Origin of the sequence: Litorilituus sediminis, from assembly GCF_004295665.1 — a bacterium.
GTDB classification, from domain to species: Bacteria; Pseudomonadota; Gammaproteobacteria; order Enterobacterales; family Alteromonadaceae; genus Colwellia; species Colwellia sediminis.
This window is the reverse complement of record NZ_CP034759.1, coordinates 1,737,120-1,762,278: the sequence shown is the minus strand read 5'-3', so window position 1 is coordinate 1,762,278 and position 25,159 is coordinate 1,737,120. Positions and strand designations below refer to the sequence as shown.

The window sequence follows — 25,159 nt, the reverse complement described above, 5'->3', positions numbered from 1 at the left end:
TCACAAGTCACTGGATTTTTTTATGCTTTCAAATTGGTTACTCGATACAGACACTTTTGCTGCTCCCGAAGATTTATCTGTTTTCCAAAAACATTTGCCAATGGAATGGATAGAGAAGGTACTCGTTGAAACGGATAAAGCCAGTATGAGAAGGCGCAAACTACCAGCTGAGCTTGTTGTCTGGCTCATCGTGGGAATAGGCCTTTATCGTAATCGCCCTATTACCGAGGTTGTTGATAAACTTGACCTAATACTGTCAGATAAACTGGGTGAAACACTTGCTCCCAGTGCAATCCCGCAAGCACGAAAGCGCTTAAGTGACACTCCATTAGCTGAACTATTTAAATTGACGGCGACACATTGGTCACAACAACAAGATGGGGATGATACTTGGTGTGGGCTATCACTTTTTTCAGTGGATGGCACACAGCTTCGTTGTGCAGACACGCCAGAAACTGCAAGCGAGTTTGGGTATATCAAGCACCGCCAAGATAAGCACCTTGAATATCCAGTAGTACGATTATGTGCATTAATGTCATTGCGTAGTCGCCTAATAAAAGATGTCGCATTTGGCTCAAGCCGAGTTGGCGAGGTTAATTATGCGAAACAGTTAATTTCATCAGCATCAGCAAATTCACTCACTATTTTTGATAGGTGCTACCTAAGCGCAGAACTTATGATGAATTGGCAACGGCATAACCAAGAGCAGCACTGGTTAACCCCCATAAAAAGTAATACCAAATACCGTGTCATTGAACAGTACAGTGAACATGATTTTCTCATTGAAATGTCAGTATCAAATCATGCCAGAAAACAAGACCCGAGTTTACCTGAAGTTTGGCAAGCTCGCCTCGTTACTTACCCAGAAAACAAACAAAGTAATCATATTAAAGGGCTCCTGAGCTCTTTAACTGACATTAATAAATACAAAGCAGAAGATATTCTGGCAGTGTACTTCGAGCGTTGGGAGATAGAAAATGGCTATGGGGAGTTAAAGCAATTTCAACTTGATAATGCAATATTGCTTAGAAGCCAAACAGTTCAGGGCGTAAAGCAAGAAATATGGGGATTATTAATTGCGTATAACCTAATTAGAGCCGAGATAAGCCAAATAGCGACAGAAGCACAAGTCTCTCCGTTACGCATAAGCTTTGTGATGGCAATGCGATTTATCCAAGATGAGTTTATGTGGTGTGCAATAGCCTCACCAGGTAGTATTCCTAAAAAGTTGAGGGCGATGCGGGAAAACGTAAAACAATTTATATTGCCAGAGAAACGAAAACGGCCCAAAGCCCGGACCGTTCGTATTTCTAAAACCCGCTACCCTGTCAAATCAAAACATGCTTAATTGACATGTGTTAACCATTTATGCGATTTTGTGCAAATATCTCACCGTTAATCGCAGCGATTTGTCGCTGAGCAAGCGCTAAGCCAAAACTGTCGCTGCCCGCGGGGCGAGATTTATCAACGCGAAAAAACGGCTCGAATATTTTGCTTAAATACTCTTTAGGTACTCCAGGGCCATTATCTGCGATATCAATTTCAAAATGCTGTACGCTCTCTTTTAGGGTAATTTTGATACCTTTATCTTTTGAGGTGTAGCGTAAGGCATTGCGGATAATATTTTCTAGTGCTTGACCTAAGGCGCGATGGCTTGAGTTATTTAATTGGGCGCTATTTGGTAGCTGGCAATGAATACGTTTTTGCGGAAACTCAAATTGCGCATCATCAATAACCACATCAAGTAAATCGACTAAATCAATTGACTCTTGCTGTAGCTTGGGCTTTTCGTTAGTTAACCAAGCCAAGGTTAGGGTATCTTCTACTAAGCGACGAATTTGCTTTGATTCTCGCTTTATTCGCTCGATATTTTCTTGGTTTTCATTTTGGCTTGATAAGTTGTCTAAGGCTATATCAAGGCGAGTTAATGGTGTTCTTAGTTCATGGGATAAATCGGCGATAAGCTGCCTTTGACCAACAATTAACTCACCAATGCGTGCTGCCATTTGATCAAAGGTATTAGCAAGCTCACTTAGTTCATCATTTCGACTGCCTAATAGCTTTCGTACTCTTACCTTTAAGTTGCCATGGCTGAAAGCCTGAGTCGCTAATTGTAGTTGCTTTAATGGCGCCATAATATGGCGATAGAGTAAATAGGATAACAGCGCCAGTAAGATCATCGGTAAAATGATTTGCATTGTTACGCGCGTATGACGCCAATACGAGCCGGGTCGCATGCGCTCAGGCAATTGGATTAAGAAGCTAACTTGGCCCTCTTGAAACGGTACTTCCATTACGGGGTTACGGGCAAAATATAAATGCACTTTCCAATCAACACTGCGGCCGAAATTATAGCCTTGATAATAATCTGCTTTAATGACATCGCCAGCCAGTTTGTTTAGTTGATAATTAATGACAGAAACCCAAGTATCTTCTCTTTGTTGCAGCGTTTTAAGGTAGGTTTCTAAGGCGCTAACTCCTAGCGTTAGGTAAATTTGCTCTGCTTGTTTTCCTCAGGCGGTAAGCTCTTGTCTGTGCTCGTCTTTTAGAAAACTCATGCCTCCCTCTGTGCGTGAGGTGAGCGTGTTAATGACATAGAATAAAGCGACTATGCCGGCAGTAATCAGTAGGCATAACTTCCACATTAACTGTCGATTCATGATAGACAGTAACCTTTACCGTGGATTGTTTGTAAACGTTCTCCTGACCAATTGCCGTCATTGAGTTTTCGTCTAACTCGACTAAGGTGCATGTCTAAACTTCTATCATACGCACCTAAATTACGCTTCAACACTTTTTGGTATAAATGTGCTTTGCTTAGTAACTCACCTTGATAGAAAAGTAGCTCCCATAACAAGTTAAATTGAATGGGGGTAAATTCTATGGCTTGTTCAAACAAGGTGACACTTTGTTCATTGGCATTGAGAAATAGCCCATCTAGGCTTAACTCTTTCGGACTTGGTTTTGCTAAGCCAGCGCTGCGTCTAAGTAGCGCTTCAATACGAAGTAGTAACTCTGTGGTGTTAAATGGTTTAGTGACGTAATCATCTGCTCCTTGGCTTAAGCCTTTAATGCGCTCTTCCTCCGCGCCTTTCGCGGTTAACATAATAACTGGAGTTTGGCTGGTTTTTCGTAACATGCTTAACAGGGCATAGCCATCTCGCTTGGGCAACATAACATCGAGTAGAATTAAGTTAAATTACCCAGAGCAAGCTTGAGGTAAGCCGTCGTCACCGTCATAGCTTTGTTGAATTTGGTAGCTTTCCCGTTGAAGTAATTGTGCAAGTTGCTCGTTTAGGGTTGGATCATCTTCAATAATGAGTATTATTATCATTAATCTAAATGCTAATAATGCGCATTCTAAAGTGTGTTTTGATAAATGCCAACACTGATATGTTGGTATAAGTAAAAAGTAACCATGAAAACCCTGTTAATGAAACAACAGTGCTAGTAATTTTTTGAATTGCTTACTTTAGATAATTGATATGTTCTTGCTCGCTGCGTTTGTCGTGATAGTAACAATACTTAAATAAGGTTTCATCGCGGTGGTAATGAACACAAAAACTATTTTTAACGCCTAGGTTACGTAAAAAACTATTGTGACTATCACCTTTAATATTTTTTGTTTTTGGATTAAAGGATAGTGCTTTTTCTTGAGTAAAGGGAGATGTTTGTTCTAAGTAATGAAACCTGTTGTGCAGATAGTTTGTTTAACGGAGTAACCAAGGAAGGGTAGAAGGGTATAGTTCCTTGATTACTTAGTTTGATGTATAGGTTAATATCCCTGAGGTATGTTATTACGAGTGCCTCGTTTCAGTTCTTCTTGATCTTTTATCTCTCTTGCTCTTCGTTCAGCAGCAGTAGTGCATACCTTTCTTGGGAAGTTACTGCCCGTGATTTTTTCTTTTTTGCACTGGTAGCCCTCGGCATTTTTACGATTCGTATCTGCATCATTGCTAGCAAGTAGTTCATTGTTATCATTACTGGCACAAGCCGTGAGTGTTAAAGCAAGTAAACACATTATTATTTTTTTCATTATTAACTCCATAGATTTATTTTGATTGTTACCAATTTAATAAAAGTCATACTTTTAATTCTAACGGTAATACGCATAAGTATTTTTATTGATTATTTAAATGATAGGTATTCTCAATCACCAATATACTAGGTTTACTTTTGCTTATATGTCAATCAAGTACTTGGTAAACTTTATAAATTTATTCGATACTTATTTAAAAACATTGAGTTATTATGCGGAATTTCTAGGGGCTGTTGATCTTTCGCGAGTGTTTTTTGAGCGGCATGGTAAAGCGTTATAATTTGCTTCGCCAAAAGTAAACTAACAACTCAATACCATGCCTAGACTAATGCTAACTGATAAGCGGTGGTTAAAGCTACTTCAAGTAATGAAGAGCACTGGCCGCATATACAACAAACCAAAACACAGAATGACGTTTGAGGGGATATTATATCGACTGAGAACAGGCATCCCGTGGCGCGATTTACCAACAGAGTTTGGCGGCTGGAGTAGCATTTATCGTCGCTTTAATTTGTGGTCGAAGAAAGGCTTATTGAATATGCTATTCAATGAGTTAGCCAAACTTTCAGATTATGATTGGGTCTTTCTTGATGGTTCTATAGTTCGAGCACACCAACACAGTACAGGGGCTGCTACTGACAATTCTGAACAAATAGGAAAAAGTCGAGGGGGAAATTCAACTAAAATTCACTTGGCAGTGGATAGTGGTGGTTTGCCAATTTGCTTTGAGCTATCAGAAGGTCAACGACACGACATCGTTCATGCAGAAAGTTTGGTAGCGCAGTTAGATGATGTAAATACCGTAGTTTGTGATAAAGGGTATGACAGTGAGCCATTTCGCAAATTTGTTCGAGAGCTGGGCGGGGTAACGGTTATTGCCAAACGTAATTACGGACAAGACATAGATAAAACAAGCATGGATTGGTGCTTATACAAATATCGTCATTTGGTTGAAAATGCATTTGCGAGAATCAAGCATTTTAGAGCTATTTCAACGAGATATGATAAATTAGGAAGGAATTATGCCAGCATGGTATCGCTGGCATTTATGTTAATGTGGCTACCGATGTACTGCTGAACAAGATATGTACAGCAAAGATCAACAACCCCTAGTATTTAACTTGTTAATATTTTTGATTGAAATTTGTAACAATAAATTAACGTGTTTGAAACTTTATTATTTTTACCTATAAGTTTCGTTAAATAACCTTATAAATGAATATTAAAGTTGTGAGCAGTGCTAATTAAAGATTGCTGCGTTCTGTAGCATTTTTATATTGGCTTGCGGGTAGTTAGAGCCAGTAAAAAATAGCTCTTGTGTTTGCGGGTTAAAGCTAAGCATTTCATGCTGAGAGAAGGAATTTAGCGGTAAGCGTACTATGGGGCGCATAGCGTTACTTGCTAAATTAAAAGCATTTAATTGATCATAGTTTTTCTTTGCTTTGTGAAAATAAACTGTCTCTTGGTCAATTGTCCAAGCATAAATAGTCGAGAAATACTGTTTGTCTATGATGCGCTGAGCTTCACTGTTAGCGCTGATATCTTTTTGCCATAGCCCTTTTTTCAACTTAGTGTAAAGTAAGCTGTTCGCTGATGCCATGATGCCATAGCGGCCGCCATCAAAAGTAAGGCGCTCTAGCTGGTTGCTGTGAATATCAATACTGTGAATATCTGTGTATTGTCCCGTATAAATGGCAGAAAGCACTTTAGTGTCATCGAAACTCCAACTTGGCCTATTGTGTTTTATATAGGGCGTTTTTAATACGGTGATTTTTTGATTTAAGGTGGAATACACGTAGATGGCATCACCTTTTTGCCCTTCAACCGGCGCTAAAAAAGCAATTTTTTTACCATCATGAGACCATTTGGGGTAGCGAACATTTTGTCGTAATTGCGTGAGCTGTACTCTCTCTGTACCATTGCTATTGGCAGACCATAATTCAAAATGACCTGACTCATTGGAAACATAAGCAATACGCCCTGCTTTATCACTATAGTCTGCTGAGCCATGGCTAAAGTTAGACTGCATTACAGGGAAAGGAGTGCTGGCAATATCTGCATTAATAGCCAAACTGGCAATGTAGTCATTATCGTGTCTGACTTGATAAAAGAGCTGGTTAGACTGTTTGGCAAAGCTTGGATAACTAAAGCCGGTAATATTTAGGCTTTGGCTGGTTTTGCTGGCTAAATCGAAGACAAAGCCGTTATGTATATATGCGCGCTGTGCCGCATAGATTATTTTCTTACCATTAGGGTGCCAAGCAAGGCCAGCAATATCTTCTTCGCCAAAGGTTAACTGCTCACTTGTTTTAGTTGCTAAGTTAACTAGGTGAATATTCTCATTAAAGCGATTTACCCGTCTTGATATAGCAATGTATTTGCCATCAGGTGAAAACGCCATATCTCTATCTTTTGCTGCACAATTATTTGCACAAGAAAAGCGCGTCATCGGGAAGTTTTGTTTGCTTAAATCGATAAAATAGATGCCAGTATCATCTGCGCTGTCATCGTCATTGTAAACCGCTAGGGTATTATCATCAGGGGAAATATCTAAATAATAATAGCCACCGCGCATAGGGCAGTTAGCAATAACTTGTTCCTGATGGTTGTGTACATCTAGTTGCATATACTGGCAGATATTGTTGTCTTTATCTTTGCGTGAGAAATACAAATAACGACCGTCATTGCTCCATACACTATGACCTTGCAGGGCGTTATCAAAGGTTAATTGTTTTGGCGGCAATGCTGGCTGAGTGATATCTTTCATATAAAGATCAACCGGCTTATTACTTGATATTTGGCTATAAACGATAAAGCGGCCATCAGGTGATGGCGCAGGAAATAGTTCACTCCCTGGATGCTTAGTCACTTGGCTTGTTGCTTGTACATTGACTAAATGAGTGGGCTGAGGGTTGTGAAATAGACTATCTAAGATGAAAAAACATATCGCTACTAAAGCTATGGCGGCTATGCTTCGCCAATAGTGTATTTTGTTGAGCTTGTTGTTTTGACGTGCACTTAGTGCTTCGTTTGGCTCGTTATTGTGGCTAGCTTCAAGTGAGGGGCTTGTTAGCCACTGAGGTTCGATTAATAAGCGATAGCCCGCCTTTCGAATCGTTTCTATAACTTCGTTAGGCTCTCCTGCTTGCGCTAAGTTCTTACGCAAGTGCCAAATAGCATTGGTTAAGCTTTTATCGCCAACAAAGCTGTTTTCTCCCCAGACTTGCTCAATTAACTCTTCCCGTGGAATGACACGAGGATGATGCTTGGCCAGATAGCACAATACTTCAATAAACTTTGGCTGCAAAGATTGCTTTTCACGATTTTCTAACTGGATCGTAAATTCTGCTGGTGTGATTAGGTACTGACCAATTTTAAAGGAATTGTCCTGCATCATTGTTAAGTTGATTTTATTCTCAAAGTCAGGGCAGCGCTGCCGTATTTAGGATGAATCCATGCTAGCAAAAATTTACCGCTGGCGGTAAATTTTTTAGCGAATATTGCTGGTGTTTGCTGATTTTTTGTCATCATCGTTGAAAACTGCTCTTTTCACTAAATATTCGTAAGCGATTGTTTTGTATTTGTTAATTTTAAATAGTCATTAAATAGAGGTTAAATAGAGGTACAAATGACCTGCCGTAGATTGTATTGACTGGCTTTGTTTCTTAAAAGTGGAGAGACAAGTAAAAACTTGTAACTTTTAGCTGCTTTTACCTTTGCTTGATCTGTCTAAAGTTATACATGCAATAAGTAAAACAATGCGTAAAAGCAGACTAAAAAATATAACGATAATAAATTTACTTTAGGGCTCGCCCTAGTTAAGAAACACTACGAAGAGAGATGCATGATGAATAAAAAGCCTATCACCATCGCCATTCAAACTGCGATATATAGTGCCGTTACCAGTGGCATGTTAGCGGTTATGCCAAGTTATGGTGCACAAGAAAGTGATATTGCCAAGCCTGCAGTGGCAAATAGCCAGCAAGAAGAGGTGGTCAATAAGAAAGCAGATGAAAAGATTACGGTGACAGGCTCGCGCCTTCGTCGTGATAGCTTTACGGTGGCAACTCCGCTGGTAACTATGGATAAAGAAGCCATTGGTGATACTGGTATCGGTGAAATAGGCCAGATATTAGTTGATAATATGCCTGCGCTTTCTTATGGCACGAGTAACGCTACCAGCCAGTCTAGCGTTTCTAATACCGGTATCACGACCGTTGAGTTACGTAACTTAGGTGCTAACCGTACTTTGACATTAATTGATGGTCGTCGTGTGGTGTCAAACTCTAAAAGTGGTAATTATGTCAGTATGAGTACTATTCCTTCAGGAATGGTGGAGAAAGTTGAAATTATTACCGGTGGTGCCTCTGCCACTTATGGTGCTGATGCGGTTTCAGGGGTGGTAAACATTATTACCCAAAGTGATAAAGAAGGTTTTGAGTTTAAAGTGCGCGGTGGTGAAACCACTGATGGCGGCGGTAAAGAATTCACCTTTGATGGCAGTTATGGTGACTCTTTTGCAGACGATCGTGGCTATTTTTATTTTAGTGCTAACTACGATAAAGATTATGGCCTTAAATATACTGACCGAGCGCGTGCCGCGCAGGAGGCGTCATTTCGCTATAACTCTGACACCATGCGCAATGAAATTCTAACGGAAGATGGTTATCAATTATTACAGCAAACTCCTATGAGCGATTGGCGAAATCGCAGTGATGGTATTGCTGGTGGTGTCTTTTTAGAGTCCAGTAAATTTGATACCACCTATTGGTATGATGAAAATGGTCAACGTACTGATTGGAATGAAGAAAGAGACGGTGTTAATAGTCGTCAATGGGTGCAATTAAGAGTGCCTAGCGAGCGTATGTCAGCGGCATTAAAAGTTGATTTTGATATTACTGATGATGTGATGTTTTATTCACAAGTTCAGTGGAGCGGTAATTACACGGTAAATGATAAGTCACCAGAAGACTCCTATGAAGGTGAAAATGCCACTTATACCGACAGAGAAACTGGTGAGCCAGGTGTGGTGGTATTAGGTTACATTCCAATTGATAACCCGTATGTACCAGATAACATTCGAGAAACTGCAGGTCAGTATAAAGATCGTATTTACTGGGATAGACGTTTTTATGAAGTCGGTAATATTTCAACCGATAATGAGCGTGAAACCGTACGAGCCTGGGCCGGTTTACAAGGGACAATGTTTGATGGTGCTTGGGATTGGGATATTTCAGCAGGTTACGGTAAGTTTCATCAATTACAGTATCGTTACAATGAAATTGATGTCTTCAAGGCGAGAAATGCTCTAGATGCTGGCTATGCGGCTGATGGCTCTATTCAATGTAATGATGCGCAAGCGCGTGCTGATGGCTGTGTTCCTCTAAATTTATTCGGTGTTGGTTCAATTACACCTGAAATGGCGGATTACATTCGTGTTAATCCAACCTTAAATACCTATAATGAGCAAAGTAATATTATGGGTTACATCACTGGCGATTTATTTGAGATGCCAGCAGGCCCAGTGGCAACGGTATTTGGTTTTGAGTATCGCAAAGATACTCAAGAAGCGGTCACTGATGATGCCCTTACTTATGGTGGTATTACTTGGAATTTAATTCCTGCCTTTAAAGGTAGTGTTAGCGTTGCAGAAGTGTTTGCTGAAGCGTCATTGCCATTATTACGTGACTTACCTGGGGCTGAGTACCTATCACTAGAGGGCTCAGTGCGTTTATCAGATTATGATGTCAAGAATGTTGGCTTAGTGTCTAGCTATAAACTTGGCTTCTTATGGTCTGTTGGTGAAGGCTTAAATTTACGTGGTAACTATGCAATCGCCCAACGTGCACCAAGTGTGAATGAATTATATGAGCCGGCGGCAGGTGACTTTGATAGCTTTGATGATATTTGTGATGGCGTAACGGCAACCTCAACGGGAGCTGGGCATGACAACTGTCGTTTAGATCCTCGTATTGCTGCCGTTATTGCCACTGATGGTGAGTTTGAAGATGACAATAGTGGTTATTCACCTAATGCTGGTAACCCAGAGCTATATGAAGAAACAGGTACTACAGTAACCTTTGGTTTCACCTATGAACCTCGTTTTGTTGATGGCTTAAGTGTTGCGGTTGATTATTATGATATCTCTATAACTGATGCTATTTCTGAGTATGGTAATGAGCAGATCATTGCTCAATGTTATGACTCAAGCATCCCATTAGGTCAGCCAAATGAGTTTTGTGATGCTATTTCTCGTGATAATGACGGACAAATTCAAGAGGTTATGCAACGAAGCTATAATATCGATGAGTTAGGTACTCGTGGTGTCGATATAGCCTTAGCCTATTCATATGATCTAAATAGTCTAGGCAGCTTGAAGTTCAAAATGGATTGGACTCATATGTTAGAGCACTCAAAGACAGTTACCGGTAATGATGGGGCAGTAGTTGAAGACTATGTTGGCTATGTTGGGGTATTTGACGATAAAGCGGCAGCTTCACTTGCTTGGTATTTAGATGACTTACGTGTGCGTTGGAGTACCAGCTATAAGAGTTCTGCGTTACGTAGTTACTCAGGGCAAATTAGTTGGCAGGAAGATATGGAAAATAATGCTGAACTGTGTGCAGCAGGCGATGCCGCTTGTGTTGCAGATCCAGAAGCATTGGCTTTCCAAAAATATGATGCCTACTTTAAGCATAATTTATCTATCTCTTATGATATTGATATGAGTGATGACAGCTCTGTGCGAGTGTTTGGCGGTGTCAATAATATTTTTGATGATAAAGGTCAATTCTATTACGGCGGTCGAGGCAATTATGGTAGTGAATATGATGCCGGTACAGGTCGCTTTGTTTACTTAGGCGCTGAATTAAAGTTCTAACCTTAAGGAACACCCTAGTTCATGTTTAGCCCTTCGACTGGGGGCAATCGCCTTATGGATGAGGTGCTCACTTAAGGCGTTACCAAGCTTTTACCATTGGCTTGGATAACTTTTTTAGGTAACTTCACAAGGATGTGAAGTATTTTCGACGTTATTTCAGCTAAATAACGGTTTTATTATCAAGCTTGTATTTATACATTAAGCTGTATTGGTATTGTTAGGCACAATTATGCTTTTAAAAAAATCCCTGATTATCAAGGTAGTCGCGCTAATCTCTATCTTGGTTAGTAACTTAGCTTTTGCTTTTTTAACTGATGAAGATAAAGAAAAGAAAAAAGCAAAAGCAGAGCTATTAGAAACCGTAACAGATGGTCCCTATGTCTTTGCTCAAGGTAAGCAATTATCTTCTTATTGGCTTTGCCAAGGTAAAGTGATTGAAGAGAATGTTAACGCGGATGTTTTTCCGTTGAGTATTTCTCGCTGTAACTTAGCCGCCAAGATACACGGTTTATCGAGTGTTGAAGATAAAGTATTAACTTTTCAAGGGGACTTTGATGTTGCCGCATTAAGTGACTTTCACGGTCAATACGACTTGATGATGAAGCTGCTGATGAATAACCATATTATCGATGAAAATAAGCAATGGGCCTTTAGCAATGGCCATTTTGTTATTACCGGTGATATTTTTGATCGCGGTGACAAGGTCACTGAAATATTGTGGTTTTTATATGATCTAGAAAAGCAGGCAAAAAAGGCCGGTGGTAAAGTTCATCTAACCTTAGGTAATCATGAAGTGATGGTGCTTAATGGTGATTTACGTTATTTGCATCCTAAATATTTAGTAGCTGCAGACAAGCTTGCTAAACCGTTTGAACAGTTATTCTCCAAAGAGAGCATTTTAGGTAATTGGCTTAGAAGTAAACCTGTTTTAGTTAAAGTGAATAATATGCTATTTGCCCATGGTGGCTTTCATCCTAGCCTTGCAGAAGAAGATAGAACTATCCACGATATTAATCGGGTATTTAAAAATAGCTTAGTAAAGGCTGAGCTTGATGAGCCTCGAACGGGATGGGCAGAATATTTACATAAAAGCAATGGTCCTATTTGGTATCGTGGTTACTTTAAAGATGATGGTGCTAGCTCAGATGAAATCGATTTGCTGTTAAGGCATTTTGATGTTGACCACTTAATTGTTGGTCATACCTCGCAAAAGCAAATTGAAACCCGCTATCAAGGCCGAGTTATTGCCATTGACTCCAGTATTAAAAAAGGAAAATACGGTGAGATTTTATTTGTATCAGGCAGTAAAGCTACAAAGCAACCCGTAAAAATGTGGCGCGGTAGTTTATCAGGGAAAGTATTGCCGCTTTATAAATAGTGTTTACAACACAAAAAAGTCCGCAGAGCGGACTTTTTTTATCAAAGATGAAAGCCTTAGAGCTTAGCTTTTCACTTCAGCGTTGTGATATACCTCTTGGACATCATCGCAATCTTCTAACATGGCAAGAAACTTCTCAAAGTTGGCAATATCTGCTTCGTCAGTGATTTCAGTGTAAGTTTGCGGTACCCAAGTAATTTCTTCTACTTCTAGATCATACTCTGGCATTGAGTTAGCAAATTCAGTTTTGATTTTATAAAACTCAGTGTGTGGCGCTGTTACTGTGATAATACCGCCTTCAAGCTCAACATCAGTTACGTCAATGTCAGCCATCATTAAGGTTTCTAATACGGCTTCATCGTCTTCACCTTTAAAGGCAAATACTGCAGCATGGTTAAACATGTGTGAAACTGTACCAGATGAGCCAATTTTTGAGTTTGTTTTAGTAAAACATTGACGAACATCTTTAATAGTACGGTTACCGTTGTCAGTTAAACAGTCAATAATTACCATGCAGTTACCTGGGCCAAAGCCTTCGTAACGTGCTTCGCTATAATCTTCGCCACCCGCACCGCTAGCTTTGTCGATTGCTTTATCAATAACGTGTGTAGGTACTTGATCTTTTTTAGCTTTATCAATTAAACCACGCAAAGCAAGGTTACCATTTGGGTCTGTACCGCCATTTTTGGCACAAACATATATGGCTTTACCATATTTTGAGTACACTTTGGTTTTTTGGCCGGCTGTTTTTGCCATGGATAATTTTCGGTTTTGATAAGCTCTGCCCATGATAAATGCTTCTTCTGTGTTCAAAAAAATAGTGGCTAGATTCTACCAGCGTCTCTATAAGCTGACTAGGGGCGTAGATAAATTATTCATGGGAATTTTGGTTTTTGCTGTGCAATAGGTGTATGCTGCCAGAGAAAAGTTGATCGGGATAACGACTATCAGGAAGATACAATGAACAAACTTATCTTTTGTTTTGATGGCACCTACAATGAGCCTGAAGATGTTAAAGATTTTTGCAGTGATAGCAGCATTACCAATATAGCCAAACTTCATGTGTTATTGGGTGGCAGCTTTAAGCCGTTAAATGCTAAGAATAATCAAGGATTAAAGCAGCACAGTTTTTATTATAGCGGTGTTGGTACTCATGGTAATTGGCTTACTAATCTTTTTAATGCGCTGTTTGCGCCTTCGTTTGGTGATTTAGAGGATATTTTGTCGCAGGCAAATAGCGACTTTCAGCGCAACTATCAAGCCGGAGATGAAATTTATATCTTTGGCTTTAGTCGTGGTGCCGCTATTGCTCGCATCTTTGCTGCTAAGCTTAAATATCCGGTTAAATTTTTAGGTGTATTTGATACCGTGGCTGCAACGGCCGCTACATTGGATTTAGATGCTGATACCTTGCCGGTAAGCGATATTGTTTTTGAAAATGATGTTTTGGCTGGGCATATTGAGCAAGCTGTACACCTAGTGGCGCTAGATGAAAAACGAATTGCTTTTCAACCGACCTTGTTTAATCGTGATAGTCGAGTTTTAGAAGTGTGGTTTGCTGGCAGTCATTCAGATATTGGTGGCGGTTATTGGCACAATGGGTTATCAGATATCACCTTGAATTTTATGCTCAGTCAAGTAAAGCCGCATTTAGCTATTTTAACAAAAGATACTATCGATTATTCCCGCCTGGTGATTGCTGAACAAGAGTCCGCTATTGGCCCTGATGATGTTTATATTAAAGCTATGGTTGATGGCGTGTTACACCAAAAACATCGCACTAACAAACTGGCAAAAACCTTAGCGCCAAGAAAGGTGAGGGTGAATGTTAACGAGCAGCCCTCAAGCTTTGCGCCGTTAGTTCATTGGACTGTGGCAAAGCGCTTTACTCAGCTTGCTGAATATAGGCCTTATGCATTAAGAAACGTAAATTATAGTCTGTTGCTTAATAGTGGTGCTGTGCAAGCACAACTATTTGGTGTTTATGGCTTAGATTCTTACACTGACTAGCTTTTAGTGAAAGTAATAATTTTTAAGCTCGTTTAACGTTTCTGATGTTTGTATTTTTTGTAATGCCTGTTGAAATAGATAAGCTTTACTGTCTTTTGCCAGCTGTAACGATCCGCCTTTTGCCTTGGTAAAGGTGAGGTGTTTAGATTTTTTTGAAAAACCTAGTAGCATTGCTTTTGGCTTAAAGCAACAGGGATGTATTTTCAACGATTTGTCGGGGTGCTTATGTAAATAATAGAGTAGAGAGTCTTTGTTATAGAGAAAAAAGTCTGCTTTTCTGTCACTAATGGTTGTTAATGCTGTAGGTACTGATAAATCATGTGCCTTTCTTAAATAAATGCCGTGTTTGTTAGCATCAAAATCGTTACCACCTATGGCAATAAGCAACACTTTTCCACGCATTTGCGCTAAGGTTTCAATATCAGGCTCGCTTTGATGAGAAATAGCCACTGTATGGCTCGTTAGACCATTTTCAAAGAAATATAGGTATTGTTCACGTGCTTTGGTTTTTCCTAGGCCGGGATAAAAGTCGACATCACCCTGAGCTAACATTTTTAATATACGCTTTTTAGGGGCTCTGACCGTTTTAAGTTTACAACCTATGCTATTAGCCGCGAGCTGAAAAAGACCATGATATAAGCCTTGATTATCGGGTGCTTTGTTGATGAAAGGTAAGCGCTCACTTGTTCTATAACCCATAGTAAATTCGCAGGCACTTACGTATGAGTTTGATAAAAAGATAAGGCAACTAATCAGTAAAAATTTCATCAATAAAGTTCATTGTATACAGTAGCTTAACTATTAGGATTTAAAATAACCTTATTAAGGCGCTCTATAAAGGTTTTATCTTTTAAGATATTCGCATGTTGTGCTTGTGAGCCGTAAATACGTAACGCTTCTTCTTGCAAAGATAAAGATAACTGGCTTTTTAGTGGTACCACGCCGTCACCTTCTTCTCCCGGTAAGTAAGAAAAAAATAAGTGATAAGGGATAGATTTGGGTAATTGCCATTGATGTGCGGCTTTTATGTAATCACTGCCTGTGGCTAAATCGCGCCAAGAAGCAATAACTATTGGGGAATTCTCAACACCTTTTAGTGCGCTATCCATACCTAATAATGGGCTATTAATGGTGACATATAAAGAGATATCAAAGTTAGTTTGGCTTTGTTGATGCTCTCTTAAAAATGTTCTTGTCACTAAGCCGCCCATGCTATGACTAATCAGTTGCATCTGATTAAATTGATATTCTTCTTGTAAGTGTTTTAATGAAGTGAGTAAATAGTTACTTACTATCTCTAACGGTACACCGCTTGGGTAATAAAGTACCCAAGGTTGGAACTTATCTTGATCAAGCTTGGCAATAATGTCGCTAAATTCAGCTGGACTACCTGATATACCATGAACAAATAATACCGGGGTTTTTTTCGCATCATAAGCTTGCAAAAAGAATAGTCCGCCGCCAACTTCTCGCAAAAAGTCGATAGGACGCCATAAGCCCATAGTGACATTTTCTTTGGCGAAAATACTGTCGTTTAGGCTGACAATCTTACCGATATTGTCGCTACTTTGCTTGGCACTGTAATGAATTTTACGCTTATTGCCGACATTTTCATCTTGCAAGATAGTGATGTTAGGTAATACTTTATGCTCTGCTTTATTTAAGGTGATTTCAGTAAAGTTTTTCGTACCAGCTTTGTACATACTGGCACTTTCATTAGGCTCTCGCCTGTTATTATCATTTTTGTCGATATAGGCACCGATTAAGTAATTCCCTGGCAGTAAGTTGAGCTTATAGTTACCTTGGCTATCCGCTTGCACTTGGCTGATAATTTCAGCGCGGGTCTCAGTTTTAGTTAATGCTGCAACAATAATGTTGGCTTCTGTCGCTTCAACAGAGTGAACTTGTCCGGTAATTTCGGCAATCTCATTAAGCTTTTCTGATTGTTCGCTGATGGTTTTAAGCGCACAGCCAGAGGTTGTCAGCATTAATCCTGCAACTACTGTTGTTGTTAACGTTTTAAAAATCAAGCGCATGAAAACTTTCCTTTGTAATTAAAGCTTAGCTAGCAGCACAGTTAAATCCTGCTAGGCTGATAATTATTCTGATTGGCTGTTGTCAGTTTGCGCTAACCAATCCATCATTAATTGATAACCTAAGGCTAAAACAACAGCACCGACAAATAGGCCAATAATTCCTGATAACAGCATGCCGCCAATAGCGCCTAGTAGAATCACTAGCATAGGAATATCCATACCACGTCCTAAAAATAGCGGTTTAAGGAAGGCATCGCTACTGCTGACAATAATACTAAACACCAAGAAAACAACAGCAGGTGTGGTATCTGCGACAGAAAAATAATAAGCGGCGATGGGGCCAAGTATGATAATAGGCGGTAGTTGTGCGATTGCCAGTATCAGTACGGCAATGGCCCAAATACCCGCAGCGGGTATATCGGCAATCAATAAACCAACGCCCGATAATAATGATTGAATAACCGCAACACCTAAAACACCCGTGGCAACACTGCGTATGGTTGCTACAGTAGTGCTAATGGTGCGAACGCCATTAGCGCCCATTAACCTTGTCATAAAGCGTTGTGTGCCTGTATGGCAGGCTTGTGATTTCGCCATAAACACGACAGCAATAATTAACGAAACAATAAATTGTAATATGCCTACCCCTAAGCCTGCCGCTGCAGAAAGTAAAGCGCCTGAAAGATTTTTGATTTGGCTTGCGTATTGGCTGGCGACTTTTTGAATGTCTTGATAGGCCGCTTGCCAAAAAGAATAGCTTTTTTCACCTATAATGGGCCACTCTTTAACACTTTCATTAGGTACAGGAATTTTTATTGTGCCTTGTTCCATACCTGAGTAGAAATGCTGAGCAGAGTCTATGGCTGAAGAGGTAAGATGAGCGGCAGGAATAGCTAATATGGCGATGCCGATGAGTGCAATTAAGGTAGAAGCTGCTTTGCTGCTACCACGGAGTAATTTAGTTAATTTATTGTGTAAAGGTTTTAACGCCACCGCCAGTATGGCAGCCCAAACAATGATTAAAATAAAGGGGCGTAAAATTTCAAAACACCAAGCTAAAATGATGGCAATAGCACCTAATTTTATAGCGATATCAATAACCCGCTGATTAAATATTTGACTACTGGTTGTCTGTGTTGATTCGCTCATAACTTGAGTTAGCTCCGTGTTAATTTATTGCGTTTTACTTATTGTAATTTGTGGTGTTTATGCCGTTACTTTGTCTTAATCATTGGCGGCTACTATTTAGTTTTGTGGCTTGATAGTGACGACATGCGTGAGCCAACTAAGCTTGCAACTAAAATCGCCAAATAAAATTGTCCAACAATAGCCTCAAGGTAAACCAAAAACCTGGCTACCGGTAACGTTGGCGAAATATCACCAAAGCCTAACGTGGTAATGGTGACAAAGGAAAAATAGATAAATTCAGGAAATAAGGTAAACCAGTTACTGTGGCTACTCATGGCAGGGAACGAGCCGGAAAACTCCAGCTGTAAAAGCGTATATAGCACTGCCCAAATAAGCCCCATTAATAGATAAAGACATATGGCGCCTAGAATCTTATTACCGTCGATATCGCCAGTAAATAACACCTGCCGAGCTGTTTTTATTGCGGTTGAAATAAAAAAGCTGAGGAGCAAAAGTAAATAGAATTGATCAAAACCGGCGTCATCTAACCAGTTACTAAATAGCGCCACTAATAAAATAGCGACAGGAAAAATAAACGCTTTGCGCAAAATAAAGTTTTTTGACTTAACGCCCCAAACGGCAACGAGCAAGGTCATTACAGTAGTTGATTGCACTAATCGTTGCATTGATTGGTCGAAAAACTGTTGTGCGGCGGCGGTGCTTAACAGCAATAATATTAACGCGAAGGTTAGGTAGACAAAATTGTCGCGCTCATCCATTTTCTTCAAAGGTAACGTCTCTGTTTTATTGCTATAACATTTTCGTCGTAGGAGAGTCGAAACATGTTACAAAATAGTTATTATTATCTACAAATTTAACTAAATTTAGCATGGCTAACAAGTAGATATAGGGTTAAAGTAAATAAAATTATGATCACAGGGATATCGCTATGACAACCAGCAGCGTTTTTATGACAGAAGAAGAGATAATTAGCAAAATTCGTAATAGGGAAGTGTTTACTGCCAGCCTTGAAGGTGGTGCGCTTACCTTAAAGATAGACAAATACCTTCCGGCGATGTCGGCAGCAATTCATGATGGTGGTAATTTACGTAGCGAATTAGCTGATAATTGTTTGTTGTCTCAAGCTGAGCGCTATTATGAAGAAGACCCATACACAGCCAGCTTTGTTGCTGAGCAAGCAATTACTTTAACGGCTCATGACTCTCGCTATGAGTATGATCTTAATCGCAATACTGATGAATGCGTGTATGAAACGGCGTGGGGTAAAAAGATTTGGAAAAAGCCACTTGATAGTGACAGCATTACTAAGAGTAAAGCTAAGCATAGTCAATTCTATCGTATTGTTGCCGCAGTGGTTGAAGCCCTGATTGAAGATTTTGGTCAATGCATTGTCTATGACAATCACTCGTATAATTATCAGCGCCATGAAAGAAAAGACTTACCTGTGCTTAATTTAGGTACTAGTTCAGTTAAAAGTGATAAGTGGCGACCTGTGATTGATGCCTGGCTTGCTGATTTAAAAGCCATGCAAGTTGATGGTGTTGAGGTAACTGCTGCTGAGAATGATATTTTCTATGGTAAAGGTTATTTAGCCGCTTTTTGCCACAGTAAATATGACGATGTCTTAGTGCTTGCCACGGAAGCGAAAAAAGTGTTTATGGATGAATTAACAGGTCAAGCCAATGAACAGGTTTTACCATCACTACAGCGTGCGTACAATGATAGTGTTGCCAAGCATACCCAGTGGTATTTAAAGCAATATCATCAGGCTTAAATCATTATGGCTTTTAAATTAAATAACTTGGCTTTAGCGTTAGCCTGTGCCGTACCATTATCAACATTGCTTGTTGGTTGCGCTACAGATAAAGCGTCGCAGCCTATGACTGAGCTTAAGCGCAAGCCTGCTTTATCTGACACCATGAGTTATTACGATATCCATCATCCCGTGATTGGACGCAATGGTATGGTGGTGAGTCAAAGCGCCTTAGCGAGTGATGTTGGCGCGGAAATTTTACGCCAAGGGGGCAATGCGGTTGATGCTGCTGTTGCTGTCGGGTTTGCTTTAGCAGTAACCTTGCCGCGAGCAGGTAATTTAGCCGGTGGCGGTTTTATGTTGGTGCATTTAGCCAAAGAGAATAAAACCTTGGCGATTAATTATCGTGAAATGGCGCCCAAGGCGGCACATCGGGATTTATTCCTTGATGACACAGGGAAAGTTGATCATCACAAGTCATTGCAAACCTTAGCTGCTTCTGGCGTACCAGGTACGGTAGCAGGCTTTGATTATGCGCTAAAACACTATGGCACTATGAGTTTGGCGCAAGTGCTAGTGCCTGCAATTAAGCTAGCGCAACAAGGCATTCTGGTTAATGATGACATGATAAGGATCATGAAAAAAGAATTGCCAAATTTACAAGCAAATGCAGAGACTTGCCGAGTGTTTTTGGCTAAAAATTGCCAACTACCTCAGGTAGGAGAAATCTTAGTTCAGTCTGACTTGGCTAGAACTTTGTCGCATATAGCTCAGCATGGTAAAGCAAGTTTTTATCAAGGTGATATCGCCAAGAAAATTGTTGCTCATATGCAATCGGGTAATGGTTTGATCACTATGGAAGACTTGGCTGCTTACAAAGTGGAAGAAGAGCCTTTGATGCGCGGTACCTATCAAGATTATGAGATTGTCACTATGCCACCACCGAGTTCAGGTGGCGTTCACCTTATTCAAATGATGAACATGCTTGAGCAATTACCTATGGATGACGTTGCTCAAGGTAGTGCAAACTTATTGCACTTACAAACTGAAATTAGTAAACGAGCATACGCTGATAGAAGTAAGTTTTTAGGGGATCCTGACTTTGTACAAATGCCATTATCAGGCTTGCTATCAAAGGAATATGCTAAAGAGCTAGTAGCTGATATATCACTTGATGCGCTAACTCGTTCAAAAGATATTGCCCACGGTGAACCTCAAGCGTATGAAAGCCCTGATACTACCCACTTTTCGGTCATGGATAGTCAAGGCAATGTTGTTAGTAATACTTACACACTCAATCATTACTATGGTAGCAGTATTACTATTCCTGGCACGGGTATGTTAATAAATAATACTATGGATGACTTTACTGCCAAGATAGGGGTTGCTAATAGTTATGGTTTAGTTGGTGGGCAAGCTAATGCGGTGGCAGGTAAAAAGCAGCCGCTAAGTTCGATGACTCCGACTATTGTCTTTAAAGCTGGTAAACCTTTTTTAGCAACGGGGACGCCAGGTGGTAGTAAAATTATTACCAGTGTTTTTCAGCAGTTAGTTAATATTTTGCATTATGATATGAATGTGAGTGAAGCAACTAACGCGCCGAGAACTCATCATCAATGGCAGCCAGATATCTTGTATGTTGAGCAGGGGATATCGCCAGATACTTTAGATATTTTATCTAAAAAAGGTTATCAAATTGAGTTAACGCGAAGCTTAGGTAGCTTGCAATCTATTATGTTTAAAGATGGCGTTTTTTATGGTGCAGCAGATCCTAGAAGACCAAACGCAAAAGCGGTTGCTTTGCCATAACCTTATTTGGGACGGGTCACTACCAATAAAAAAGCCATCGAGACGATGGCTTTTGCTTTTCTTTACTTTGCTTTGTTTTACTTAGGGTTAAATCCAGCCTAAGACATCTTTCATTACCGACCAGCGTGGCTTTTTCGCTTTAGGGTTTTCCCCTAAAATCCAGTAATCATAAACTTTTTTCTGGAAGCCATTTTCTTCTTTTAGTTTCAGCCAAGTGTTAATAAAGGCAACATATTCTAGCTGTCCTTTCGGTAAGGTAAAACCAACAGGCGCTCTTAATTTCATTCCTTTTGGTATTACGGCTGAATAGTTAGGGTAGAGCATTGCCCAAGCTGAGCCTGCTTCTGTGGAGAAGATTAAGGCATCAACCCCTTCATATTTGCCTTTAAGGAAGTTTCTGACACTCGTTACTGGGGTTAGCGTGGCATTAGGGAAATATTCTTTTACCGCTTCACTATAGTATTTGCTGTTACCAATACCTAAGTTAAGCTTTTTCATCTCTTTAATATCATAAACATCAGCAAAGTCATCACGTTTAGAGTCACTGATAAGTAAGCCCGCAGTGTGATAAGTGTAAGAGTCAGAGAAAGCGACTTTTAATGCCCTAAGTGGCGTAATTATTTTGCCGCCTATGGTTATATCAACGCTACCATTTGCGAGAAGCTCAGCCTCTTGTTTTTTGTCTTTAATGCGGATAAGCGCCATTTTAACACCAAGGTCTCGGGCGAATTCATTAATAATTTCAACATCAAAGCCAACAATTTGATTGTCTTTATTACTAAACGCATAAGGTAAGCTGGCATTAAAATAACCGACGCGAATACTACCGCGTGCGAGAATAATATCTAATCTATCTTGTTGCAGCTCAGCTTGGCTAAGTGGCGTGAGTTCTGTGTAGCTTTCATGAGCAACTTGCTCAGCCATAGGTTTTAATGATTCAAAGGTTTGTACGCCCTCGTACTTATAGGGGATCATTGCAGTCAGTAGTAAACCAGCGGCTATCATAACGCCAAAGGTAACACCTAAATGCACGGCAATAGCCTGCATTAATCTGTGCCAGCGCAGTTTTTTAAGTACCGCTGATGCTACTAGTAAGGTCACAACAAAGCCATGTAAGGCGGCAAGGCCTGTAGCAAAGCGCGCGGTAACAACACTACCTAAAAGATACAATTGGAATTGGTCTGCGGGTAAATCAAAAAAGTCTAATAAAAATGGGATAGCGACAGCCATGCTACCAAAAGCCGTTAGCGCGCCCATAACCACAAAGGAGATGTAGTCGTCTAATCCTAAAGGAGAGCCAACATACCAAGCAGAAAACAAGACAAAGCCTAAACCAAGTAAAGTCCCTGTGCTTGGGAAACTGTAGGCGGTAGGCACGAGTACATCAACGGTTGAGTTAGTTTCTTCGCACTCCATTTTATGCTTGGCAAGCAGTTCTTTACAGCGATCAATGATCATAGGTAATACCACTAACACGGTACCCGTTGCTATTGCGGTAATTACCGCTTCACCTGCGGTAGATAGTACTTCCTTGTATGAAAGTGGCGTTGCCCAATGAATAAGTAAAGGTAAGAAAACAAAGGTTAATAAGGCTGCTGCGATGATATAAACCCATAAAAATATTTGTAAACGGCCTAGCTCTTCTACCTCAAGGGTACCAGCAGCAGATGCTGAAATAGCAAAAATACCTAAAGGTGCCAGTTTGGCAACATATGAGGCAACCTTCATTAAGCTATCACCAACATTGGTGGTCAGTGTCAGTAGGGTTTCTTTATTTTTTACATTGATCAGCGCTATACCCATTAACAATGAAAAAAGTACAACCGCGGGCACTATGGTTTCTGATAATGAGGCAAAAATATTTGACGGTATATAAAGCTTAATAAAGTTAAAAGCTGCGGGCTCGGCCACCATACTGGTACTAAAGAAGCCGCCTGTTTGCCAGTTAGGGTAAGCCAAAGGCAATAGTAATAAGGTACACATCACTGACAGCCACATAATTAAAATGACTTTGACAGCCCGAACACCTATGCTTGCCGCCATGTCACTATCTAGTCGCCCTAAGCCACCAATAATGGAAACCAGTACATAAGGGAGTACTGTCATTTGCAGTAAGCGAATATAGACATTACCTATTACTTCTAGCTCACCTGCTGGCTCTCCGACAAATATACCGGTGGCAATACCAAGTAAAAGGGCGATGATCACGCGTTGAAAAGGGCTCAACTTTTTATAAAATTTTACAACTGGCATCATGCCTCCGTGTATATACTTAGCACTACTTTACTGTGCTGTTTTCTCTAAGTTCTTTGTTAGTTGGCTGACTATAAGTCAATACACTATACTTTATCACTTGATTTCTTGATTGAGTAGCGTGATATTTAGTTAATTTATAAAAGAATATTCTTGAATAGATCTCTGGTGAGTAAATTTTTTTGCTTGCTCTTAATATCCACAAGGATCAACAGCCGCTGGGACAAATGTGAGTATTTACCTATGAATACAGCACCGTCAATAAGTCAATTACAACTGCGCGCCTTTATTATTGTTATAGCTATTTTTGTCTTGACCAAGGTCGCTTATCGTGTGTTTATTGAACAGCCGCTAGTTGAGGAAACGCTAAGCTTATTAATTAAAAGAGATTTAGAAGATATTCGCCATGATGCCCAGCGATATTTAACGCATTTAGAAGATATTAACTATAAATTGGTACAGCAAAATTTCCCTGAACAAGCGGTGCCAGATGAGCTTTTCTTAGCGTTAGATATTGATGGCGTTTTTTTTATCGACGCAGCATTAAACACAGTAGTTAAAAAAGGCTTTAATCACTTAACTCAGCAGCCGCTTCAATTTGAACTTGATGATTTTGATCGCTTTCCTGAGCATAAGCGTTTATTTTTGCCGCGTTCCAATGGGCAGAAATTTATGCCAACTTCAGGCATGATCCAAACCCTTTATGGGCCAGCATTCTTTAGTAGCGCCCAGATTATAAGTACGCTGAAAGAGGGTGAAAATAACGGCTACATTATGGTGGTTCGTATTTTAGAGCAAAACTTTTTAGATGATTTTGCTAAAGATGGTTATGCGCAGTTATCGCTTAACGCGATAAGCAAAAGTGTTAACCCCGATAAGCTTAAACATTGGACAGATATTCCGGTTATTGGCCGGCAAAACCCTGTCAATCAATTAGTGATTGATGATTATTTTGATAAACCTATCGCTATATTAACGGTAACCCATACCACCAGTGTTGTTTCTCCTTGGTTTGATGAACGCGGTTTTATTTATGTTGGCATTTTGATGTTATCACTACTTGCATGGCGAGTATGGGCAATTAAGCGCTTTGTTACCCCTATTCGCGCTTTAGCTCTACAAATAAAAGCAATGAGTGAAAACCTAAAGTTAGAAAAGTTAAATGAAGACAATAAAATTGCTGAGTTAAATCACTTTGCTGAAAGTTTTAATCACTTAACGACAACAGTTAAACAGCAAGCCAGTAAGCTGAACGAGCAAATATACCTTGATCCACTGACACAAATTGCTAATCGTAGAGCCTTTAATCAACACTTTACTCGGCAAGTCAATTTATTAAAACGCCATAACATTGGCTTTTGCTTGATCATGGCTGATGTTGATCACTTTAAGCGCTATAACGATAGCTTAGGTCATCTAGCTGGCGATGAAGCTTTAGTGAAAGTAGCGCAAATTCTTACTGGCTTTTTTAAGCGTAATGCTGATATTTGTGCTCGTTATGGTGGTGAAGAGTTCATTATGCTTTTTAGTGATGTCTCAATAGCGTTTGCTGAGCAACAAATGAATGATATGTTAGCAAGTATGCATGAGCAGGCCATTGAGCACCCAGACTCGCCAACCGCACAATATGTCACCTTAAGTCTTGGCGCTTGTTTTGTGGATGGTAATAAGGTTGATGCGAGTAAGTTACAGCAAGAGGGAGTGATAGCTTTAGCAGATGAAGCCTTGTATAGCTCTAAAGAGCAGGGGCGTAATCGACTGACCATTAAGCATTACTGAGCTGACTGAATTTACGTTGACTCGTTTATAGGCCTTATAGATAATGCTTGTTAAATCAGTAATTTCACCAAGG

At 40.0% G+C, this 25,159-nt stretch carries 21 protein-coding genes; 8 read left to right on the top strand and 13 right to left on the bottom strand.

All coding sequences use genetic code 11. The annotated features are described in order from the left end of the window. Positions 1-22: 22 nt before the first annotated feature. On the top strand, positions 23-1,348 hold the full coding sequence (locus tag EMK97_RS07830; RefSeq protein WP_130600978.1) for an IS4 family transposase: 1,326 nt from the start codon (positions 23-25) through the stop codon (positions 1,346-1,348). Positions 1,349-1,358: 10 nt separating this feature from the next. Here EMK97_RS07830 and EMK97_RS07825 read toward each other — a convergent pair whose 3' ends face one another. The 5 genes from EMK97_RS07825 to EMK97_RS07815 all read right to left on the bottom strand — a co-directional run bounded on the left by EMK97_RS07825 (position 1,359) and on the right by EMK97_RS07815 (position 4,036). Then, entirely contained in the window at positions 1,359-2,495 is a 1,137-nt protein-coding gene (locus tag EMK97_RS07825) for a sensor histidine kinase (RefSeq protein WP_246028936.1), read from the bottom strand. Positions 2,496-2,513: 18 nt separating this feature from the next. Then, a complete protein-coding gene (locus EMK97_RS19185; RefSeq protein ID WP_246028908.1) occupies positions 2,514-2,660 on the bottom strand; it encodes a hypothetical protein in 147 nt (48 codons plus the stop codon). Then, positions 2,657-3,139, bottom strand: a complete 483-nt coding sequence (locus tag EMK97_RS07820) for a winged helix-turn-helix domain-containing protein (protein WP_342774643.1) — start codon at positions 3,137-3,139, stop codon at positions 2,657-2,659. Before EMK97_RS07820 ends, EMK97_RS19185 begins: the two co-directional genes overlap by 4 nt. A 60-nt stretch (positions 3,140-3,199) precedes the next feature. Further along, positions 3,200-3,334 carry a response regulator gene (locus EMK97_RS19405; RefSeq protein WP_342774642.1) on the bottom strand — a complete coding sequence of 45 codons (135 nt, stop codon included), beginning with the start codon at positions 3,332-3,334 and terminating at the stop codon, positions 3,200-3,202. Between the two features lie 441 nt (positions 3,335-3,775). Continuing rightward, on the bottom strand, positions 3,776-4,036 hold the full coding sequence (locus tag EMK97_RS07815; protein ID WP_130600976.1) for a hypothetical protein: 261 nt from the start codon (positions 4,034-4,036) through the stop codon (positions 3,776-3,778). Between the two features lie 319 nt (positions 4,037-4,355). Between EMK97_RS07815 and EMK97_RS07810 the strand changes: the two genes are divergently transcribed. Then, positions 4,356-5,117, top strand: coding sequence for an IS5 family transposase (locus tag EMK97_RS07810; RefSeq protein WP_130598256.1), 762 nt, complete (start codon positions 4,356-4,358; stop codon positions 5,115-5,117). A gap of 162 nt (positions 5,118-5,279) precedes the next feature. Here the strand turns inward: EMK97_RS07810 and EMK97_RS07805 are convergent, their stop codons facing one another. After that, entirely contained in the window at positions 5,280-7,436 is a 2,157-nt protein-coding gene (locus EMK97_RS07805; protein ID WP_130600974.1) for a winged helix-turn-helix domain-containing protein, read from the bottom strand. A 2-nt stretch (positions 7,437-7,438) separates the two neighbouring features. Further along, positions 7,439-7,570 (bottom strand): hypothetical protein, encoded by a 132-nt coding sequence (locus EMK97_RS19355; protein WP_281274965.1) that lies wholly within the window; start codon positions 7,568-7,570, stop codon positions 7,439-7,441. A gap of 316 nt (positions 7,571-7,886) precedes the next feature. On the opposite strand from EMK97_RS19355, the gene EMK97_RS07800 reads away from it, so the two are divergent. Together EMK97_RS07800 and EMK97_RS07795 are read left to right on the top strand one after the other, a co-directional pair. Next, positions 7,887-10,919, top strand: coding sequence for a TonB-dependent receptor domain-containing protein (locus EMK97_RS07800; RefSeq protein ID WP_130604422.1), 3,033 nt, complete (start codon positions 7,887-7,889; stop codon positions 10,917-10,919). Between the two features lie 229 nt (positions 10,920-11,148). After that, entirely contained in the window at positions 11,149-12,297 is a 1,149-nt protein-coding gene (locus EMK97_RS07795; RefSeq protein ID WP_130600972.1) for a metallophosphoesterase, read from the top strand. Between the two features lie 63 nt (positions 12,298-12,360). On the opposite strand, the gene EMK97_RS07790 is transcribed toward EMK97_RS07795, so the two are convergent. Beyond that, on the bottom strand, positions 12,361-13,086 hold the full coding sequence (locus EMK97_RS07790; RefSeq protein WP_130604421.1) for a YebC/PmpR family DNA-binding transcriptional regulator: 726 nt from the start codon (positions 13,084-13,086) through the stop codon (positions 12,361-12,363). Positions 13,087-13,257: 171 nt separating this feature from the next. Here EMK97_RS07790 and EMK97_RS07785 point away from each other — a divergent pair, with 171 nt between their 5' ends. Continuing rightward, a complete protein-coding gene (locus tag EMK97_RS07785; RefSeq protein WP_130600970.1) occupies positions 13,258-14,307 on the top strand; it encodes a T6SS phospholipase effector Tle1-like catalytic domain-containing protein in 1,050 nt (349 codons plus the stop codon). A gap of 3 nt (positions 14,308-14,310) precedes the next feature. Here EMK97_RS07785 and EMK97_RS07780 read toward each other — a convergent pair whose 3' ends face one another. From EMK97_RS07780 to EMK97_RS07765, 4 genes are all read right to left on the bottom strand, one after another. After that, positions 14,311-15,006: a substrate-binding periplasmic protein gene (locus tag EMK97_RS07780; protein WP_170176735.1), complete on the bottom strand. Its 696-nt coding sequence runs from the start codon at positions 15,004-15,006 to the stop codon at positions 14,311-14,313. Between the two features lie 95 nt (positions 15,007-15,101). After that, positions 15,102-16,343, bottom strand: coding sequence for an alpha/beta hydrolase (locus tag EMK97_RS07775; protein WP_130600966.1), 1,242 nt, complete (start codon positions 16,341-16,343; stop codon positions 15,102-15,104). A gap of 63 nt (positions 16,344-16,406) precedes the next feature. Then, positions 16,407-17,492, bottom strand: a complete 1,086-nt coding sequence (locus tag EMK97_RS07770) for an AI-2E family transporter (protein ID WP_130600964.1) — start codon at positions 17,490-17,492, stop codon at positions 16,407-16,409. Between the two features lie 92 nt (positions 17,493-17,584). Next, a complete protein-coding gene (locus EMK97_RS07765) occupies positions 17,585-18,250 on the bottom strand; it encodes a potassium channel family protein (RefSeq protein WP_130604420.1) in 666 nt (221 codons plus the stop codon). 170 nt (positions 18,251-18,420) lie between these two features. Between EMK97_RS07765 and EMK97_RS07760 the strand changes: the two genes are divergently transcribed. Both EMK97_RS07760 and ggt read left to right on the top strand, forming a co-directional pair. Then, on the top strand, positions 18,421-19,266 hold the full coding sequence (locus EMK97_RS07760; RefSeq protein ID WP_130600962.1) for an N-formylglutamate amidohydrolase: 846 nt from the start codon (positions 18,421-18,423) through the stop codon (positions 19,264-19,266). Positions 19,267-19,272: 6 nt separating this feature from the next. Then, a complete protein-coding gene (gene ggt, locus EMK97_RS07755; protein WP_130600960.1) occupies positions 19,273-21,054 on the top strand; it encodes a gamma-glutamyltransferase in 1,782 nt (593 codons plus the stop codon). 87 nt (positions 21,055-21,141) lie between these two features. Here ggt and EMK97_RS07750 read toward each other — a convergent pair whose 3' ends face one another. Further along, the gene (locus EMK97_RS07750) at positions 21,142-23,307 is read right to left on the bottom strand and encodes a cation:dicarboxylate symporter family transporter (RefSeq protein ID WP_130600958.1); all 2,166 of its coding nucleotides are present in this window, start codon (positions 23,305-23,307) and stop codon (positions 21,142-21,144) included. Between the two features lie 243 nt (positions 23,308-23,550). On the opposite strand from EMK97_RS07750, the gene EMK97_RS07745 reads away from it, so the two are divergent. After that, complete coding sequence (locus tag EMK97_RS07745) at positions 23,551-25,086, top strand: sensor domain-containing diguanylate cyclase (protein ID WP_130600956.1); 1,536 nt, start codon at positions 23,551-23,553, stop codon at positions 25,084-25,086. Positions 25,087-25,159: the final 73 nt, after the last annotated feature.